Raw genomic sequence first — 18,478 nt, 5'->3', positions numbered from 1 at the left:
CCCTGTCATGCGGCAGGCGACGGTCAGGCGATCAGCAGATCGCCGCCACCCAGCCCCAGGTTCGCCGCCAACTGGGCCACCGCCACGGCAGCGCCGGCACCGGCCCCGTCAGCATCGAACAGCACCTGGCCGCTCGCCGCGTGGTAGGTCAGCGTGGCCATGTTCGCCGCGATCGTGGAATGGCTGCCCTGCAGTTCCAGCACCAGCCGGTCCTCGCCCGCGGTGAACCCGTCGATGGTCACCGGCGCGCCACCCAGGCCGATATGGATGGTGTCGGCCCCGCGACTGGCGACAATGTGGTCGGCCCCGCCGCCAGCCAGAACCAGCGTGCGGCCTTCCGCCAGGTACAGCGTGTCGGCCGCTGCCGTGCCGACATAAGTGTGGCCGGTCAGCGACCAGCCGGCATCGTAATCCGCCTGCACGGTCACGCCGTCATCCCGGACCCAGCGATGATGGGCCCCCAGGAAGCGGTCGTCGCCATCATGCTGGAACGCCGCGAGCACGCCGTCCGCATCGACCTGCGTCACCGTGTAGCGGTCGATCATGCCGTCCGCACCGCGCTGCTCGACCCGGGTGACCGCACCATCCGCGCCGGCGATCGTCACCGTGCTGCCGGTCAGGCTGCCATCCGCCGCATAGTGGCTGATGGTGGTGGTGTTGCCTGACACCGCCTTCAGCTCACGCCCGGTCAGCTGCCATGCGGCATCGTACAGCAATGTCTCCGTGCTGGCGGTACCACGCTGGTACTCGCGGGCGAAGCTCAGCAATGCGCCGCTGCTGTCATAGGCGGCCAGACCCAGCGCATCTCCCTGCCGGTACACCGCATCGTAGCCCACCTGCACGCCCCGGGCATCGAAATGCTTGGTGAAGACATGGCCGTCGGCCACGGTGACGATGATGTCCCAGCCGGTCAGCGTGCCGGTGGTATCGTACTGGCGGATCAGCGGATCGCCCACCGCATCCTGATGCTCGCTGATGTAGCCGGTCAGCAGGCCATATTCGTCATGCACGGCGGTCAGGCCGGGGATGCCGCCGTCGGGTGTGGGCGCCTGCACGTCCAGCACCTGCGCGCCGGTGCCATCGACCAGCGTGGTGGTCAGCGTGCCGTCCGCCCCTTCGGCGGTCATCCGGATGTCGAACTGGCTGATCGTCAGCGAGCCGACGCCGCCGATGATCTCGGCCCCGAAATGCACGGAGGCAAGCCATTCGTTCTGGCTGACGATGCCCAGCTGCTCCAGCTTGGCGAACAGGTCCACCAGGTCGATCGTGCCGGCCATCATGTCGTCTGCCAGGATCACCGCGGTGTAGGTGTCGAAATGCCAGACTTCGGCGGCGATGCCGCTGACCTCGAAGCTGCCGACCTTGTCGCCCCATGGCTGGTGTTCGTGCGCATGGGTCCAGATCATGATCTCGTTCGTGATCTCGCCCGGGCCGCCATTGGGCGCGCTGGTCAGCCAGATGTCGTAGGCGATGTTGAAGCTGCCGGTGCTGCCCGTCATGCTCGTGTCGAAAGTGGTGGTCAGCGCACTGATGGACGACAGCTGCACCGGGAAGGTGCGGGTCGTGTCGGCCGCATTGACCGTATCGCCGAACGGCGCCGCGCCGAAGAAGAGCTCCGGATAGCCGCGCACCGGTCCATAGGGATCGGTGGTGGCGGGAAAGTCCCAGTTGAAGGTGGTCGCGGCGGAGAAGTCGCCGGGCTTGTAGGTGCTGTCGATGAAGAAATCGACGCCTGGCGTCAGGCCGTGGGCGCCCCAGACATTGTTGTGCACATACAGGCCGTTGGCCGCCACCGTGCCTTCGCCACTGATCCGCGCCAGCCCGTCCGGCACAGGCGCGCCCACGTTGGAATAGCCGAAATCGGCGGCCTGCAGCCCGGCCAGGTCGATGCCCGCCAGCGTGAGCCGCTCCCCATTGCCCAGCGCGATCGCCACGTCGGTGCCGGCCTGCGTGGCCGCGCCCCGGACGGCCGCGAAGCTGGTGAAGCCGTAGCCCTGCAGCCGGATCGTGTCGAAGCCGGAGGTAAACCCGACCAGCGTGTCGCTGCCGTTGCCGACCTCCACCACGAACAGGTCAGGCCCGGTGCCGCCATGCAGGATGTCGTCGCCGCCCTTGCCGTTCAGCGTCGCCATCACCGGCCCGCCATGGATCTGGTTGGCGGTGCTGTTGCCGATCCCGGCGATGCTGCCCATCGTGGTCAGCCACAGCGCCTCGAACCCTTCGGGCATGATGGCCGCGCCCCAGAACCCGGCATAGATAGTATCGAAGCCTTCGCCGTCCTGTTCTACTGCCCGTGACGTTGCCGACCACAAGTAATAGACATCGTTTCCCAGCCCGCCAATCAGCAGCGTGTCATCGCCACCATGAAACAGATCATTCCCAGCCGAACCATTAATGACTTCGGTCATTATCAAACTCCCAGAAAGTCGCCACTTTTCGGGGTTTAGGGTCAAGGGGTTTGAGTCAGGTCTCTATTGTCGGTTAACCCAGTTTCATTCCTCTTGACGATCCATCTAGCGTGGCCCTGATTTAACTAGGGGGTTTCCGCTAATGATCCATGTTCGCCAGGGGACGCAAAGCCTCAATGAATTCAATAGTCTGCCAGAATACCTTGGGCGATCAGTTCCCAATCCAGCCGGGTTGCCGCGGTGCGGGCGGCGCCCGATTGCAGGTGCCGGCGCAGCGCGGGATCGTTGGCCAGCCGCGCCAGCGCATCGGCCAGCCCGGCCGCATCGCCGGGTTCGACCAGCAGGCCGTTATTGCCGTGTTCGATCGTGTCGGGAATGCCGCCCACGCGGGAGGCAACGGCGAAGCGGCCATTGCCCATCGCCGCCGCCAGCACGCCGCTCTGCGTGGCGCTATGATAGGGCAGCACCAGCGCATCCGCCGCGCCGATCTTGGCGATTACCTGGGCGGAGGAGATGTAGCCCGGCGTGACCGTCACTCCAGGCAGCGCGGCGAATTCTGGTCCCAGCTGGTCCAGTTCCGGTCCCGATCCCGCCAGCTCCAGCGCGGCGGTCACGCCGCGCGCGACCAGCAGCCGCCAGGCCTCCAGCAGCACGTCCAGCCCCTTGTAGGCTTCCATGCGGCCGAACATCAGCACGCGGAACCCGGCCGGCGGGGGCACAGCGGGTCCGGCCAGGATGGTGCCGTGCTCCGTCAGGCGCAGGCGCGGGTCGCGATGCGGGGCGGGCAGGTACTCCTGCAGGTACTGTTCGGCGCATGACGGACCATGCACGAACAGGCGCTGCACCCGTGCCCGGGTAAACCGGCGGACCGGTGCCAGGCGGGCGGCCACCGTGGCGTCCCGCCCGGAATGCGGCACCGCATCGTGGATCGTCAGCGCGGTGCGGCAGAACGGGCCGGCCAGCGTGACGGTCACCGCCGCCATGACCGCCTTCACCAGGCCTGAAGGTTCCTGCCAGTGCAGCACGTCAGGGCGGAAGCGGGCGATCGCCAGCGCCAGCCCCGGCAGCTCGGTCGCGCCGAAGGTGCAGTGCCGCAGCGTGACGGCCGCCGCCGCAGGGCGCGGCCGATCCTGGTAGTCGGCGTCCAGCCGGGCAGTGTCCACCACCAGCAGCACGGCCGCCTCGCGCGCCAGCGCCCGCGCCAGCAGGAAGGCATATTCCTCGAAATGCGGGGCGACCATCACGATCCGCCGGATGCTGCTGCTCATCTGTTCCCCTTAGCGCCGCACCGACCGGCGCCGATCCGCTGTGCGGCAGGCAGCATGCTTCCTCAAGCCGGCATTGCAGGCGAGCCAAAATGGGGCAGGCGCGCGCCAGCCCGCGGGAACGATGCCGCGCCGCTTGCCACGCCTGCTGCCCGGGCGTAAAAAAACTGCAGCGATCCGGCGTCTGCTGCCGGCATGCCTGGGGGTTTCCGGTGCGTTTCTTGATCTGCCTCCTGGCGCTGATGCTCAGCGCCTGCGCCACAGTTGGCGGCGAGACCATCGCCAGCGGCGCGCGTTATTCCGACCAGGTTGTCGATGACGGTTACCTGCTGGGCGTGGGCGACCGCGTGCGCGTGACCGTCTATCGGGAAGAGAACCTGTCGGGCGAGTTCCCGGTCGGGCCCGCCGGCACGATTTCCGTGCCGCTGATCGGCGCGGTTCCGGTGACGGAGCAGACCGCCGACAGCGTGGCCGAGGCGATCCGCACCCGGCTGGCGGACGGGTACCTGAAGGATCCGCGCGTCAACGTCGAACTGATCACCCTGCGTCCGTATTTCATTCTGGGCGAGGTGGACCAGCCGGGCCGGTACGAATTCGCCAGCGGACTGACCGCGCTGAACGCGATCGCCACGGCGGGCGGCTTCACGCCCCGGTCGGAGAAGCGGGTGCTGTATATCCGCGAGGCCGGCTCCGACGGCGAGCGCGCCTACCGCCTCACGGCCGATCTGCGGATCTGGCCGGGTGACACGCTGCGCGTGGGCGAACGGCTGTTCTAGGCACCGGCCCCGTCGACATGGCCACCCGAACGACTGGCCGGTCCCGCGCATGGGCGTGGCGGCTCTGCGCCGTCCTGCTGGCCGCGTGCTGCACCCCCGCCATGCAGGCACAGGGCCAGGCACTGGTGCAGGACGGTATCATCATCGATCCGGTGCTGCCGCTGGATTACGATCAGGACCGCAACCTGTCCCTGCGGGAACAGATCCTGCTGGAATATGGCCCCCTGGGCATCCGGCGCGGCACGCTGCTGATCCTGCCGCGGGTCGGCACCGGGATCGGCGCATCGGACAACCCCTTCCTGGCCGGCGGCGACCCCGATGGCGACATCTATGCACGGATCAGCCCGGGCGTGGATGTCCGCAGCGACTGGGCCCGCCACCGCATCGACCTGAACGCCTCTGCCGTGCTCACCCGCTTCGCCAGCGAGCAGCGGCTGAACCGCAACGAGTGGGACCTGGGGGCCAGCGGGCGGCTGGACCTGAGCGACTATGCCAATCTGGGGGCCGAGGCACGCGTGTCGCGCGTGCAGGAGGAGCCCTTCACCAGCGGGCTCGATGCCGCCACCGCGATCCTGTCGCGCTACCGTCGCGCGTTCGGCGCCTTGCGCGCCGCGCGCCAGGCCGGCCGCACCCGCCTCAGCGCCACTGCCGCGGTGGAGGATTACAGCTTCGCGGACCTGGAGCAGGATGATGGCGTGCGGATCAGCCAGGCCGCGCGGGACCGCCGCGATTTCACGGGCGCGGCGCAGGCAGAGTACGCCTTCACGCCCGGCGGGGTGGTCTATCTGCAGGGCAACTATGTGGTGACCGACTACCAGTTTCCCGGCACCACGCTGGAACCGGCCCGGGACAGCCAGAGCTGGCGCCTGCTGGCGGGGGTCAATGCCGACCTGCCCGGCCGTTTCCGGGGCACGATCGCCGCCGGCTATACCCGCCGTGGCTTCGACGATCCGGCCTACGAGCCGATCTCCGGCCTGTCCGCGCAGGGGGAACTGACCTGGTTCGCCGACCCGCTGACCAATGTCACCGTGCGCGGCCGCCGGCTGCTGCAGGAGGCGCCGATCGGCGGCGATGCCTTTTTCGAGAACAGCGCGCGGCTGACGGTGGAGCGGGCGGTGCGCCGCAACCTGTTGCTGGGCGTCAGCGGATATGCGGGGCAGATCAACTATGTCCGCTCCCCCCTCGACTTCCGCGTGCGCCAGGCCGGTGCCTCCGCCGAATACTTCGCACCCCGCTGGTACGACCTCCGGCTGGGGCTGACCTATACCAGGCGCAATGCCAGCCCCGCCACGATCGGCGTGGCCGATTTCGACGAACTCGCCGCGTTGCTGACGCTGACGATCCATCCATAAGGACGGCCATGGCCACGACCACCGACACATTCGACGGCAACGACAGGGCCGAAACGCCGCGGACCGGCAATGGCCGGCGGCCGCGCACCGTCGGCGCCCTGATCGGCGGCATCGGTGGCGCGCTGCGCCGACGCTGGAAGCTGGCCGCGCTGGTCGCCGCCATCGTGCTGGCGCTGGCGCTGGCGGCGATCATGACGATCACGCCCAGTTACCAGGCGGTGTCGCGCGTTCGGGTCGATCCCTCGCTCAATCCGATGGAGCAGGAAGGCGCGCAGAGCGTGCTGAATGCGGAAGCGATCGAGACCGAGACCGGCCTGATGTCCTCCCGCGCGCTGGCCGAGGCCGTGGTGCGCGACCTGGAACTGTATCGTGACCCGGAATTCGCCGGCGATGCCGCGCTGGCTGAAGGCGCGCCCACGCCCGGGCTGATCTCCAGCACGGTCAATGCGGTGCGTCGCCGTACCGCGATCGGGCGTGACCAGCTCAGCTACATCATCTCGCTGTCCTTCAAGTCCGAAGAGGCGGAAAAGGCCGCGACCATCGCCAACTCGCTGGTCGAGACCTATATCGACCTGCGGGTCCGCTCCACCTCCGGCACCTCCGAACGGCAGGCCGGCTTCTTCCGGGAGCGGCTGGGCGAACTGGCGGGCGAAGTGACCGCGGCCGAAAGCCGTCTGGCCAATTACCGCGCCAGCACCGGCCTGCCGCAGACCGGCAGCTCCGGCACGGTCGCCGACCAGCAGATCACCACCCTGTCCAGCCAGCTGGCCTCCGCCGAGGGCGAGGCGGCTTCGGCCCGCTCCAATGCCCAGGTCGCCAGCGCGCAGCTGGCCAGCGGCAATGTCGATGCAGTCGCCGCGGTGCAGGGCTCCAACGTGATCCGCGACCTGCGCAACCAGCGGGCCGAGATCCTGCGCGAGAAGGGCGAGATCGAGACCCGCTACGATAGCCGCCACCCGGAAGCGATCCGGGTGCGCGACCAGCTGGCAGAGGTCGACCGGCAGATCCTGGGCGAAGGGCAGCGCGTGGTCCTGTCGCTGCAGGCGCAGGCGCGGGCCTCCGCCGCCGAAGTGGGCGCCCTGCGTGGCCGCATGTCATCGCTGGAAGGCCAGCGCGCCACCAACACCCGCGCCTCGGCCGAGGCCGAGCGGCTGGAGCGTGATGCCGCCAGTGCTCGCGCGCAATATGACCGCATGAACGAACTGTCGCTGGAAAGCACCCAGTCCACCGGTGCCGTGATCACCCAGGTGGAAGTGGTCGACGCCGCCGAGCCGCCGGTATCCCCCGACGGCCCGCCCCGTGCGCTGCTGGCGGTCCTGGCCGTGCTGGTGGCCGGTGCATCCGGCATCGGCTGTGCGCTGGCGGTCGAGATGTCGCGCGGCGGCCTGCGCACGATCGAGGATTTCGAGGACGAGCTGGGCCTGCGCCTGCTCGCCTCCATCCCGCTGGCGGGTCGGCCAGGGTCCCGCCTGAAGCCCCGCCGCGGGCCGGATCCGGCGGACACTATCCGGGCTGATCGCGCGACGCTGTATATCGAGGCGATCCGTAACCTGCGTGCGTCCATCTCGCGCGCCGGTGGCGGGCGCGGCAAGGTGGTCGCCTTCACCTCCGCCATCCCGGGCGAGGGGAAGACGGAGACGGCACTGTCCTACGCCCGCCTGCTGGCGATCAATTCCAGCCGCGTGCTGCTGGTCGATTGCGACCTGCGCAATGGCCGCGTGTCGCGGCGCCTGCCGCACCGGCCCGAACAGGGGCTGGTGGAACTGCTGGAAGGCGAGGTGACGCTGGACCAGGCGGTATCGGTCGACGAAACCTCCGGCCTCGCCATCCTGTCCGTCGCCACCGCACACTTCACCAGCCAGGACCTGTTCGAAGGACCGGCCATGGCGGAAATGCTGAGCCGGGCGCGGCAGGAGTACGAGTATGTCGTACTGGACCTGCCGCCCGTCCTGGCAGTGGCCGACGCCCGCACCATCGCCCGCCATGCCGATGGCGTCTGCGTGGTGGTCCGCTGGGGCCATACCAAGCCGCATGCCACAATGCAGGCGGTGGACCAGCTGCGCAATGACGGCGTCACCATCCTTGGCGGCGCCTACACCATGGTCGATCCCGACGCGCCGGTGATGGCCGGCGGCTACTTCACCGGATCGCTCTACCGCAGCTATTTCGGCTGAGACGATCGTCGCGGGGGAACGGCCGGCATCCCCCCGCCACGACCGGTTGACCTTGCCCCGGTTAGCTGGGAACGTGCGCGCAGGAGACAATCAGCACGCTAGCTGAAACACAGGATGCGCCGGCGGTGCCACGGTTCCAGTACCCGCGTTACGCTGTCCTGATCGGGAGCCTGTTCCTGACGCTGGGGCTGGTGCAGCTCGCCGGCAGCCTGATGTTCTACGGCATCATCGACCGGCAGACCCTGCGCGACGACCATGCGCGCCGTGTGGCCGAACTGCTGGTGGTGAGCGATCGCCTGCATGCCATCGCCCCGGAACAGACCGCGCGCAGCATGACCACCAGCCACCTGGTGGCGCGGATTGCGTCGGCACCGCGGGTCACGCGCGCCCCGCATGACGAGATGCTGCGCGACATCGCCGCCCGGATCATCGCGTGGGAGCCGTCGCTCGCCGATCGTTCGCTCCACCTCAGGCTGGTCCGCACCAGCCGCAACAGCACCGACCTGATCGGATCGCTGCAGCTGGCGGACGGGACCTGGCTGAACTTCCGGTCGCACGACATCTCCACCATGTGGCCGGTCGCCTGGCGGGCCAATGTGCTGACCTTCGTGCTGGCGGTCGCGATCCTGGGCGCAGGGCTGGCCCTGCTGAACCGGTTGGGGGCGCCCCTGCGGCGGCTGGCGGATGCCGCGGGGGCTATCGGCCATGGGCGGGAGGTCACCATCGACGAGGGCCACGGCCCTCGCGACCTGCGCGACCTGGCCCATGCCATGAACGTGATGCAGGAACGGATCGCCCAGCTGCTGCAGGACCAGGCCCGTTCGTTCGAGGCGATCAGCCATGACCTGCGCACGCCGCTCGCGCGGCAGAAGATCGCAGCCACCTTCGTGGAGGATGCGGAGATCGCCGGCATCATCACCGGCAGCGCGACCGAGATGGATGATCTGCTGACATCGCTGCAGACCTATCTGCGCGCGCAGCACCTGACCGCATCGCCCGAACGGATCGAGCTGGCGGAGTTCCTGCGCGAGTCGCTGGCCGGGTTCGGCGAGCAGGTCACGATCGCCCCGTGCCCGGCGGCGTGGGTGGTCACCTACCCCGAACCCCTGGGCCTGGCGGTGCATGCGCTGGTGGAGAACGCGGCGCGCCATGGCGGTGCGGCGGCGATCACGATCGGGCGGACGGGGGATGGCTGGGTCATCACCATCACCGACCTCGGCCCGGGTATCCCGCAGGCCGAGTTCGAGGCGATCCTGCAGCCGTTCTATCGCCTGGATGTCGCCCGGCAGCGCAATACCAAGGGGTTTGGCCTAGGCATCCCCACGGCCCATCACCTGATGATGCGCTTCAACGGTGCGCTGACCTTCGAATCACCGCCCGGCGGCGGGCTGGTCGCCCGGTTACAGGTACCGCTTGCCGAAGGTTGAGCGGGCGGCGGACATGAAAAGGCCGGGGCGCGCCTTGCGGCGGCCCCGGCCCATTCCGAACGGCGAACCGATCAGGCGAAGTATGCGGTCAGGTCGGTGGTGAACGCATCCATGACCAGCACGCTGCTGCCATCGTTGAAGGTCAGGGTCGTGCCCGTCGCGCCAACGGAGAGCGATTTGAAGCCCTGGCCATCCTCGAAGGTGATGGTGTCGCGATACAGGCAGAACTGGGTCAGCACATCCTGGCCCGAATTGCAGCCGAACACGACCAGGTCGATGCCCTCGCCGGTGCTCATGGTGTCGTTGCCGGTGCCGCCGAACAGGATGTCGTCGCCCTCGCCGCCGATCAGCTTGTCGTTGCCGGCGCCGCCATACAGCTTGTTGCCGTCACCGCCGAAGGTGCTGAGCGTGTCGTTGCCGTCGCCGCCGAACAGGTGGCTCGCGCCCATCTTGTTGTGGATGTAGGCAGTCAGCGTGTCGTTGCCGCTTTCGCCGTACAGCACGTTGACCAGGCTGTCCTGCGTGGAGCCGTAGCCGCGGGCGGTCAGGTTGTCGTCGCCCGTGCCGCCTTCGGCATAGTTCAGGCCGGTAGAACCGACATTGCTGCGCAGCGTGTCGGCCGACAGGATGATGGTGTCGTTGCCGGAGCCGCCGAACGCCTTGTTGGTGATGTGGCCGTCCGAATTCTCGATCGTGGAATACAGCCAGATCGTGTCGTTGCCGGCGCCGCCGGTGGCGATCTGTTCGGACTTCGTGGTGCGGCAGCCGGTGGAATCACGCAGGTAGCCGTAAACCTCGATGAAGTCGTTGCCGTCACCGCCATCCATGAACACGCCGGCATAGCTGGACGCAGCGCCAGTATCGACGCGCATCTTGTCGTCACCGTCGCCACCGAACTGCCAGGTGCGCAAGTCCCTGGTGTAGTTGTAGCCGAAGATCATGTTGGTGCTGAGCGTATCGTCACCACCATTGCCGAACAGCGAGGTATTGTTGTGCGTGCTGATCAGGCGATCATCGCCGCCAAGACCGATCAGGATCTGCCAATCGAAGCAGCTGCGGACCGTCAGATCTCTATTCCAGAAAGAAAACATCGCCAAACCCCCGTTACAAAACCATCAGGGATGCGGTTAGCAAATGGCGGTGCGCCCGCAAGTAATTAACCTGATGCCCCCTGTTTCAATTCGGGACGCGGCCACTTGCCCGTTATTTTGGCGCCGCGATTGATGCGGATCGGCCGTCGGGCGGCACACAGGATCAGGCGGGCAGCCCGCACCCTTGCCGATGGACCTGCCCGCCTCCATCTGCCCGTCATGGCCGAACCCCAATTCTTCGCCATGCCGGATGGCCGCCGCATCGCCTTCCGGCTGACCCGCGGCACCCGCCCGGTCGCCACGGTGCTGTTCCTGCCCGGCTACATGTCCGACATGAGCGGCGGCAAGGCGACCGCCCTGTTCGACCAGGCGCAGACCCTGGGCCATGGCTGCCTGCTGCTGGATTACAGCGGCTGCGGCGAGAGCGATGGCGCGTTCACGGATGGCAGCCTGACCCGGTGGGCGGATGAAGCGGTCACTCTGGCCGAAGGGCTGACCGACGGTCCGCTGGTGCTGGTCGGCTCCTCCATGGGCGGCTGGCTGATGCTGCTGGTGGCCTTGCGGCTGCGTCAGCGCGTGGCCGCGCTGGTCGGCATCGCGCCCGCGCCGGACTTCACCGACTGGGGCTTCGATGCCCGCGAACAGGCGCTGCTGGCCAGCGGCGGAACCCTGCTGCGGCCCAATGACTATGGCCACGAACCGACCCCCACCCATCCGCTGTTCTGGGCCGACGGGCAGGCCAGTCGCCTGCTGGGTGCCCCCATACCGCTGACCTGCCCCATGCGGCTGCTGCACGGGCAGGCGGACGATGTGGTGCCGCCGGCACTGTCGCTGCGACTGGCCGACCGGCTCGCCAGTGCGGACGTGCAGGTGACGCTGGTGAAGGATGGCGACCACCGGCTGTCCACCCCCGAACAGATCGCCCTCCTGCTGCGCACGGTCGCGGCTCTTGTCGAAAGCACTCCATGACCACCCTGTCCGTTCTCGATCTCGTCCCCATCCGCGAAGGCCAGGGCCCGGCGGAGGCGCTCGCCGCCACCACCCGCCTGGCGCAGGTCGCGGAAGAGGCCGGCTACCACCGCTTCTGGGTGGCGGAACATCACACCATGCACGGGATCGCCGGCGGCGCCACCTCGGTGGTGCTGGCACATATCGGCAATGCCACCCGCACCATCCGCATCGGATCGGGCGGGATCATGCTGCCCAATCACAGCCCGTTCCTGATCGCGGAACAGTTCGGCACGCTGGATGCGCTGTTCCCCGGCCGGGTCGACCTGGGGCTGGGCCGTGCACCGGGCGCCGGACCGGTGCTGGGGCAGGCGTTGCGCAAGGATCTGCACCGCGCGGCAGAGGCGTTCCCGCAGGATGTGCTGGAGCTGCGCGCACTGCTGACCGGCGATACCGACCTGCCCATCGTGGCCACGCCGGGGCTGGGCGCGCAGGTGCAGATGTGGCTGCTCGGCTCCAGCCTGTTCGGCGCGCAACTGGCCGCGCGCCTGGGGATGCCCTATGCCTTCGCCAGCCATTTCGCGCCCGATCATCTGGACCAGGCGCTGTCCGTCTATCGCAGCCAGTTCCGCCCGTCCGCCGCGCTGGAGCAGCCTTATGTCGCCGCGGCCATGAACGTGTTCGCCGCCGACACCGATGCGGACGCACAGTTGCTGGCCACCAGCCAGGAGCAGAGCTTCGTGCGCCTGCGCAGCGGCGATCCGGGCAAGATGCCGCCGCCGGTGCCCAATTATCGTGGCACGGTGCCGCCGGCGGCCCTCGCCATGATGGAACACATGATGCAGGTCCGTGCGGTCGGCAGCCCGGCCACCGTGCGCGCGGCGATCGGCCGCTTCGTCGAACGCACGGGGGCAGACGAGATCATCGTGGCCGGTGCGACATACGACCCGGCCGCGCGCGAGGAGTCTCTGCGGTTGACGAAGGCCGCGCTCGGCTGACAGGAAGCAGGTACGATAAAGTAACAGCGGCGCGACATAATCGTGCGAACAGCTGACAGTGCGAGAGGACAGGCGATGGCGACCGTGGAGACTGGCCCGATGGATGACGCAACGCTGATCGGGACCTTGCAGGCGCAGATGGCGGCATCGCTGCTGCCCAACGAAGGCACGCTGACAGAAGCGCAGCTGGCGGAAGCCGCCGCCTTCCTGCTGGAGGCGGCCCGCCTGCGTCCCCGATCGGAAGCGGCGCTGCTGGTGCGCAGCGGGGCGGAGGGGCATCGCGCCACCCGCATCGCCATCGTGAACAAAGACATGCCGTTCCTGGTCGACTCGGTTGCCGGGGCGATCGCCGCGCAGGGACTGGCAATCGACATGCTGGTCCACCCGATCCTGCCGGTGCGCCGCGATGCGGCCGGGCAGTTGCTGGCCCTGCCCGACAGCGGCGCCGTGGGCGAGCAGCGCGAATCGATGATCTACCTGGAAACCGCCCGGCTGGACGGCCGCGCGCGCCGCGCGCTGGAGGGCCAGCTGCAGGTCACGCTGGCCGATGTGCGCGCCGCGGTGGCGGACTGGGGCCGGATGAAGGAGGTGCTGGAGGCGGATGCCGACGGGCTGGCCGACAGCGAACATGCCGCGCTGCTGCGCTGGCTGGCGGCGGACCGGCTGACGCTGCTGGGTCACCAGACCATTCCGCGTGATGGTGCCGCGACGGACCTGCTGGGCATCTGCCGCGCGGGCGAACCAGACCTGCTGGCGGAAGAGACGCTGGCCCGCGCCTTTGCCTGGTTCGATGCCGCCAACGGCCGCGCCGGGGCCGCGCCGCTGATCGTGAAGGCCAACCGGGTGGCGCGCGTGCATCGCCGCGTGCCGCTGGACCTGTTCCTGGTGCCGCTGTTCGACGCAGGCCGTGTCGTCGCGCTGTCGATCCATGCCGGGATCTGGACCAGCGCCGCGCTGGCCACCCCGCCCGATCACATGCCCGTGCTGCGCCGGCAGCTGGCCGACATCCTGCAGCGCCACGGCCTATCGCATGGCAGCCACGACGCCAAGGGGCTGGTCCATGCGCTGACCGCGCTGCCGCATGACCTGCTGATCAGCTTCCCGGTGGACGATGTGGAGCGCGTCGCCACCACCATGATGGCCCTGACCGACCGCCCGCGTCCGCGCCTGGTGCTGGTGCAGGCGCCGCTGGACCGGCATATCTTCGCCTTTGTCTGGTTGCCGCGCGACCTGCTGGGCAATTCCATCCGCGCGCAGGTGCAGGACCTGCTGGAACGCGCCATCGGGGCGGAGACGCTGGACTGGTCCATGCAGATGGAGGGCGGCACGCTGGCCACCCTGCGCTTCGTGCTGGATGTGCGCGGCCTGGGTACGGTGGTGGATCCGGCCGCGGTCGATGCCAAGTTGCAGGCGATGCTGCGCGGCTGGACCGATGCGGTGGAGGAGGCGCTGGCCGTGCAGGAGGAGCCGGGCCGCGCGGCCGCGCTCGCCAGCCGGTATGCCGAAAGCTTCCCCGCCGCCTATCGCACCGAGTATGGCGCGGTGGAGGCGGCCGAGGACATCGCCCGCCTGCGCCAGCTGGCGGTGGGCGATATGCAGGCGGCACTGGGCCGCGATGCCCGGCTGTACCGGGTGGATGGCGACGCGGCGGACCAGCTGCGGCTGAAGCTGTACCAGGCCGGCGGCGCCATGCCGCTGTCCGATGCGGTGCCGGCGCTGGAAAATTTCGGCTTCCGCGTGCTGGCCGAACTGCCGACCGAGCTGACCGGCGACGATGCCGACACGATCCACGACTTCCGCCTGCAGCTGACGGGCGGCGGCGATGCCGCACCGCTGCTGGAGCGCGCGCCCACGATCGAGGCGGCAATCGTTGCCGTGATCAATGGCCGGGCGGAGGACGACGTGTTCAACCGCCTGGTCACCAGCACCGGGCTGGTGGCGGAGGAAGCCGACTGGCTGCGCGCCTTCTACCGCTATCTGCGGCAGACGGGCTTGTCCTTCACCATCTACACCGTGGTCGATGCGCTGCGCGGCGCGCCCGATGTGACACGCGCGCTGGTGCAGCTGTTCCGCCTGCGGCACGATCCCGCCTTCGCCGGTGATCGGGACGCGGCGGCGCAGGAACAGGCGGATGCGATTACTGCGGGCCTCGCGCAGGTCAGCGCGCTGAACGACGACCGGCTGCTGCGGCTGTACTGGGCGATCATCAATGCCGTGCTGCGCACCAATGCCTTTGCCCCGGCCGGGGAAGAAGCGCTGGCGCTGAAGCTGGATTCGGCCTGCGTGCCCGGCCTGCCCCGGCCGGTGCCGTGGCGGGAGATCTTTGTCTATTCGCGCCGGGTCGAAGGCATCCACCTGCGCGCCGGCCCTGTGGCGCGCGGCGGCCTGCGCTGGTCCGACCGGCGGGACGATTTCCGCACCGAAGTGCTCGGCCTGATGAAGGCGCAGCGGGTGAAGAACGCGGTCATCGTGCCGACCGGCGCCAAGGGCGGCTTCTACCCCAAGCAGCTGCCCAGCCCGGCCGTGGACCGCGATGCCTGGTTCACCGAGGGCAAGGAAAGCTACAAGCTGTTCATCCGCACGCTGCTGTCGGTGACGGACAATCTGGTGGGTGGCCGGACCGTGCATCCGGACGGCATCGTCATACGCGACGGAGCGGATCCATACTTCGTCGTGGCGGCCGACAAGGGCACCGCCACCTTCAGCGACACCGCCAATGCCATTGCCGAGGAACATGATTTCTGGCTGGGCGACGCCTTCGCCAGCGGCGGCTCCAACGGATACGACCACAAGGCGATGGGCATCACCGCGCGCGGCGCGTGGCTGTCCGTCCAGCGGCATTTCCTGGAACGCGGCGTAGACGTGCAGGTCGACCCGGTGCGGGTGGTCGGCTGCGGCGACATGTCGGGCGACGTGTTCGGCAACGGCATGCTGCTGTCCAGGGCGATCCGGCTGGTCGCCGCCTTCGACCATCGCCACATCTTCATCGACCCGGCGCCCGATGCGACCGCCAGCTGGACCGAACGGCAGCGCCTGTTCGACCTGCCCCGGTCCAGCTGGGCCGATTACGACAAGGCGCTGATCTCTGCCGGGGGCGGCGTATGGCCGCGGACGGAAAAGCGCATCCTCCTGTCGCCCGAGGCGCGCGAGGCGCTGGGCGTCGAGGCGGACGCGCTCGACCCCGACAGCCTGATCGCCGCGATCCTGCGGGCGCCGGCGGACCTGCTGTGGTTCGGCGGCATCGGCACCTATGTGAAAGCGCAGGGTGAGAGCCATGCCGATGTCGGCGATCCGACGAACGATTCCCTGCGCGTCGATGCCGCGGACCTGCGGGTTGCGGTGATCGGCGAAGGCGCCAATCTGGGCATCACCCAGGCGGCGCGGATCGAGTTCGGCTTGCATGGCGGCCGGTCCAACACCGACTTCATCGACAATTCGGCCGGCGTGGACTGTTCCGACAACGAGGTGAACATCAAGATCGCGCTCGCCGCGGCCAAGGCTGCCGGCCGGCTGGACGAGGATGGCCGCCGTGCGGTGCTGCGCGAGATGACGGACGAGGTCGCCGCCCTGGTGCTGGAGGACAACCGCCTGCAGGCGCTGGCCCTGTCCATCGCCGAGCGTGGCGGGGCGGCGGCGGTGCCGTCGCTGGCCGGCCTGATCGACGGGCTGGAGGAACGCGGCGACCTTGATCGCAAGACCGAAGGGCTTGCGGGTGCGGAGGAACTGGGCCGGCGTGCGGCGGACGGACAGGGTCTGACCCGGCCGGAACTCGCCGTGCTGCTGTCCAGCACCAAGCTGGCGCTGCAATCCGCGATCGAGGGCAGCGACCTGGCGAACGACCCGGCGGTCGAACCGCTGCTGCTGGCCGATTTCCCGGCCACCATGCAGGAACGCTTCCGGCCGGAGATCCTGAACCACCAGCTGCGCAAGGAGATCGTGGCGACATCCATCGCCAACCGGATGATCAACCGCATGGGCGTGATCCATCCCTTCATGCTGGCGGCGGAGGAAGGCGCGCAGCTGGCGCAGGTCGCCGCCGCCTTCGTTGCCGCATGTGACCTGCTGGGCATGGACGCGCTGTGGGACGCGATCGACGCCGCCGCCATGCCGGAAGCGGCGCGACTGCTGCTGTTCGACCAGGCCGCGCTGGGCCTGCGCGGACACATGGCGGATCTGCTGCGGGCCGGCGGCACCGCGGCGCCCTCGGCCGCGATCACCGACATGGCCGAACAGGTGGCCGAGCTGGTCGATCATGTGGACGATCTGCTGGCGGCCGAGGCGCGCGGCCATGCCGGCGCGATCGAGACCGCGCTGACCGACACCGGCGCGCCGGCCGAACTGGCGGCGGCGGTCGCCCGGCTGTTCGCCATCGACGGTGCGATCGGGCTGGCTCGCCTGGCCCGTACGACCGAACAGCCGCCGGTGGCGCTGGCCAATGCCTTCATCACGCTGGGCGAGGAGATGGGGCTGGACTGGGCGCAGGCGCGCGCATCGGTGATGAACCCGTCCGATCCGTGGGACCGGATGCTGGTGTCCAGCCTGGCGCGCGATTTCCAGCAGATGCGCTTCTCCTTCCTGCAGGCGCGACTGCAGGATTCTGCGGCAAGGCGCGATCCGGTGGCGGAAGTCCGCACCTGGCTGGACGGTCATGGCGACGCGATCCAGGCCCTGCGCCGGATGACGGCGCGGGCCCGGGCCGCCAATCCGCTGACCCCGGCGATGCTGGCGCACCTGGCCGGGCAGGCGCGCAGCCTGCTGCAGCGATGAGCGCAAGCGAGGGCATCACCGGCGCCGATGTGGTGATCGTCGGCACCGGACATGCCGGGGCGCAGGCGGCGATCGCGCTGCGTCAGCATGGCTTTGCCGGTTCGATCCTGCTGGTCGGGCGCGACCGCGACCTGCCCTATGAACGCCCGCCCCTGTCCAAGGAGTACCTGACCGGAACGAAAAGCTTCGAACGGATGCTGATCCGCCCGCCCGCCTTCTGGGCGGAGCGGCAGATCGCCTTCCTGCCCGGCACCAATGTCGGCAAGGTCGATCCGCTGGCAAAGCAGATCGGCATCAGCGGCGGACGCACGCTGGCCTACCGCACGCTGATCTGGGCGGCCGGCGGCGATCCCCGGCGGCTGTCCTGCAAGGGTGCGGATCTTGCCGGGCTGCATGCCATGCGCGACCGGGCCGATGCCGACCGGCTGCTGGCGGAGCTGGCGGGCGGCGCGCGCCGCGTGGTTGTGGTCGGCGCCGGCTATATCGGGCTGGAAAGCGCCGCGGTGCTGGTCGGCGCCGGCTGCGATGTCACTGTGGTCGAGCAGCAGGAGCGCGTCCTGCCGCGGGTAGCGGGCACGGATCTGGCGCGGTTCTACCAGGCGGAGCACGAGGCGCACGGCGTCCGCTTCCGGCTGGGCCGGACGGTGGATTGTATCGAGGGCACCGACGGTCGCGTGACCGCCGTGCGGCTGGACGGTGGCGAGGTGCTGCCTTGCGACCTGGCGGTGGTCGGCATCGGCATCGTGCCGGCGATCGGCCCGCTGATCGCCGCCGGCGCGGCCGGGGCCAACGGCGTGGACGTGGACGAGCTGTGCCGCACCAGCCTGCCCGACATCTACGCCATCGGCGACTGCGCGGCGCATGCGAATCGCTACGCCGGCAATGCGGTGATCCGGCTGGAGAGCGTGGCCAACGCGCACGAGATGGCCAACACCGCCGCGCGCGACATCTGCGGCGATCCGCAGCCGCACGATGCCGTGCCATGGTTCTGGTCCAACCAGTATGACCTGAAGCTGCAGACTGTCGGGCTGGCCTTCGATCCCGACGCCACCGTGCTGCGCGGCGATCCGGCATCGCGCAGCTTTTCCGTGATCTACCTGCAGGCGGGCCAGGTGGTGGCGCTGGATTGCGTCAATGCCACCCGCGATTACGCGCAAGGGCGCAAGCTGGTGGAGGCGCAGGCGGTGATCGCGCCCGAACTGCTGATGGACACGGATGTGCCGCTGAAGGCGATGCTCTGAACCCGTTCAGCATCCGTTCGCCCGGCAATTG

Annotated in this window: 11 protein-coding genes; 8 read left to right on the top strand and 3 right to left on the bottom strand. The window is 69.0% G+C overall.

Annotation, left to right across the window (positions count from 1 at the left end):
- Positions 1-23: 23 nt before the first annotated feature.
- On the bottom strand, positions 24-2,408 hold the full coding sequence (locus tag PK98_RS16075) for a GH12 family glycosyl hydrolase domain-containing protein (protein WP_052208673.1): 2,385 nt from the start codon (positions 2,406-2,408) through the stop codon (positions 24-26).
- Between the two features lie 182 nt (positions 2,409-2,590).
- On the bottom strand, positions 2,591-3,676 hold the full coding sequence (locus PK98_RS16070; RefSeq protein WP_052208670.1) for a glycosyltransferase family 4 protein: 1,086 nt from the start codon (positions 3,674-3,676) through the stop codon (positions 2,591-2,593).
- 209 nt (positions 3,677-3,885) lie between these two features.
- Here PK98_RS16070 and PK98_RS13145 point away from each other — a divergent pair, with 209 nt between their 5' ends.
- From PK98_RS13145 to PK98_RS13130, 4 genes are all read left to right on the top strand, one after another.
- Entirely contained in the window at positions 3,886-4,449 is a 564-nt protein-coding gene (locus PK98_RS13145; protein WP_039097289.1) for a polysaccharide biosynthesis/export family protein, read from the top strand.
- A 17-nt stretch (positions 4,450-4,466) separates the two neighbouring features.
- On the top strand, positions 4,467-5,801 hold the full coding sequence (locus PK98_RS13140) for an outer membrane beta-barrel protein (RefSeq protein ID WP_081996235.1): 1,335 nt from the start codon (positions 4,467-4,469) through the stop codon (positions 5,799-5,801).
- Between the two features lie 8 nt (positions 5,802-5,809).
- Positions 5,810-7,975: a GumC family protein gene (locus PK98_RS13135; protein ID WP_039097287.1), complete on the top strand. Its 2,166-nt coding sequence runs from the start codon at positions 5,810-5,812 to the stop codon at positions 7,973-7,975.
- A 125-nt stretch (positions 7,976-8,100) separates the two neighbouring features.
- A complete protein-coding gene (locus PK98_RS13130) occupies positions 8,101-9,402 on the top strand; it encodes a sensor histidine kinase (protein ID WP_052208668.1) in 1,302 nt (433 codons plus the stop codon).
- Between the two features lie 71 nt (positions 9,403-9,473).
- On the opposite strand, the gene PK98_RS13125 is transcribed toward PK98_RS13130, so the two are convergent.
- The gene (locus PK98_RS13125) at positions 9,474-10,493 is read right to left on the bottom strand and encodes a calcium-binding protein (protein WP_152608662.1); all 1,020 of its coding nucleotides are present in this window, start codon (positions 10,491-10,493) and stop codon (positions 9,474-9,476) included.
- Positions 10,494-10,712: 219 nt separating this feature from the next.
- On the opposite strand from PK98_RS13125, the gene PK98_RS13120 reads away from it, so the two are divergent.
- The 4 genes from PK98_RS13120 (at position 10,713) to PK98_RS13105 (ending at position 18,447) form a co-directional block, all read left to right on the top strand.
- Positions 10,713-11,462, top strand: coding sequence for an alpha/beta hydrolase (locus tag PK98_RS13120; RefSeq protein WP_039097285.1), 750 nt, complete (start codon positions 10,713-10,715; stop codon positions 11,460-11,462).
- Entirely contained in the window at positions 11,459-12,439 is a 981-nt protein-coding gene (locus tag PK98_RS13115) for an LLM class flavin-dependent oxidoreductase (RefSeq protein WP_039097283.1), read from the top strand. Before PK98_RS13120 ends, PK98_RS13115 begins: the two co-directional genes overlap by 4 nt.
- Positions 12,440-12,514: 75 nt before the next feature.
- Positions 12,515-17,206: an NAD-glutamate dehydrogenase domain-containing protein gene (locus PK98_RS13110; protein WP_039097282.1), complete on the top strand. Its 4,692-nt coding sequence runs from the start codon at positions 12,515-12,517 to the stop codon at positions 17,204-17,206.
- On the top strand, positions 17,203-18,447 hold the full coding sequence (locus tag PK98_RS13105) for an NAD(P)/FAD-dependent oxidoreductase (protein ID WP_039097281.1): 1,245 nt from the start codon (positions 17,203-17,205) through the stop codon (positions 18,445-18,447). Before PK98_RS13110 ends, PK98_RS13105 begins: the two co-directional genes overlap by 4 nt.
- Positions 18,448-18,478: the final 31 nt, after the last annotated feature.

Origin of the sequence: Croceibacterium mercuriale (assembly GCF_000802385.1) — a bacterium.
In the GTDB taxonomy this organism is placed as follows: Bacteria; Pseudomonadota; Alphaproteobacteria; order Sphingomonadales; family Sphingomonadaceae; genus Croceibacterium; species Croceibacterium mercuriale.
The sequence above is the reverse complement of the archived record's forward strand: the minus strand, read 5'-3'. Positions and strand labels throughout refer to the sequence as shown.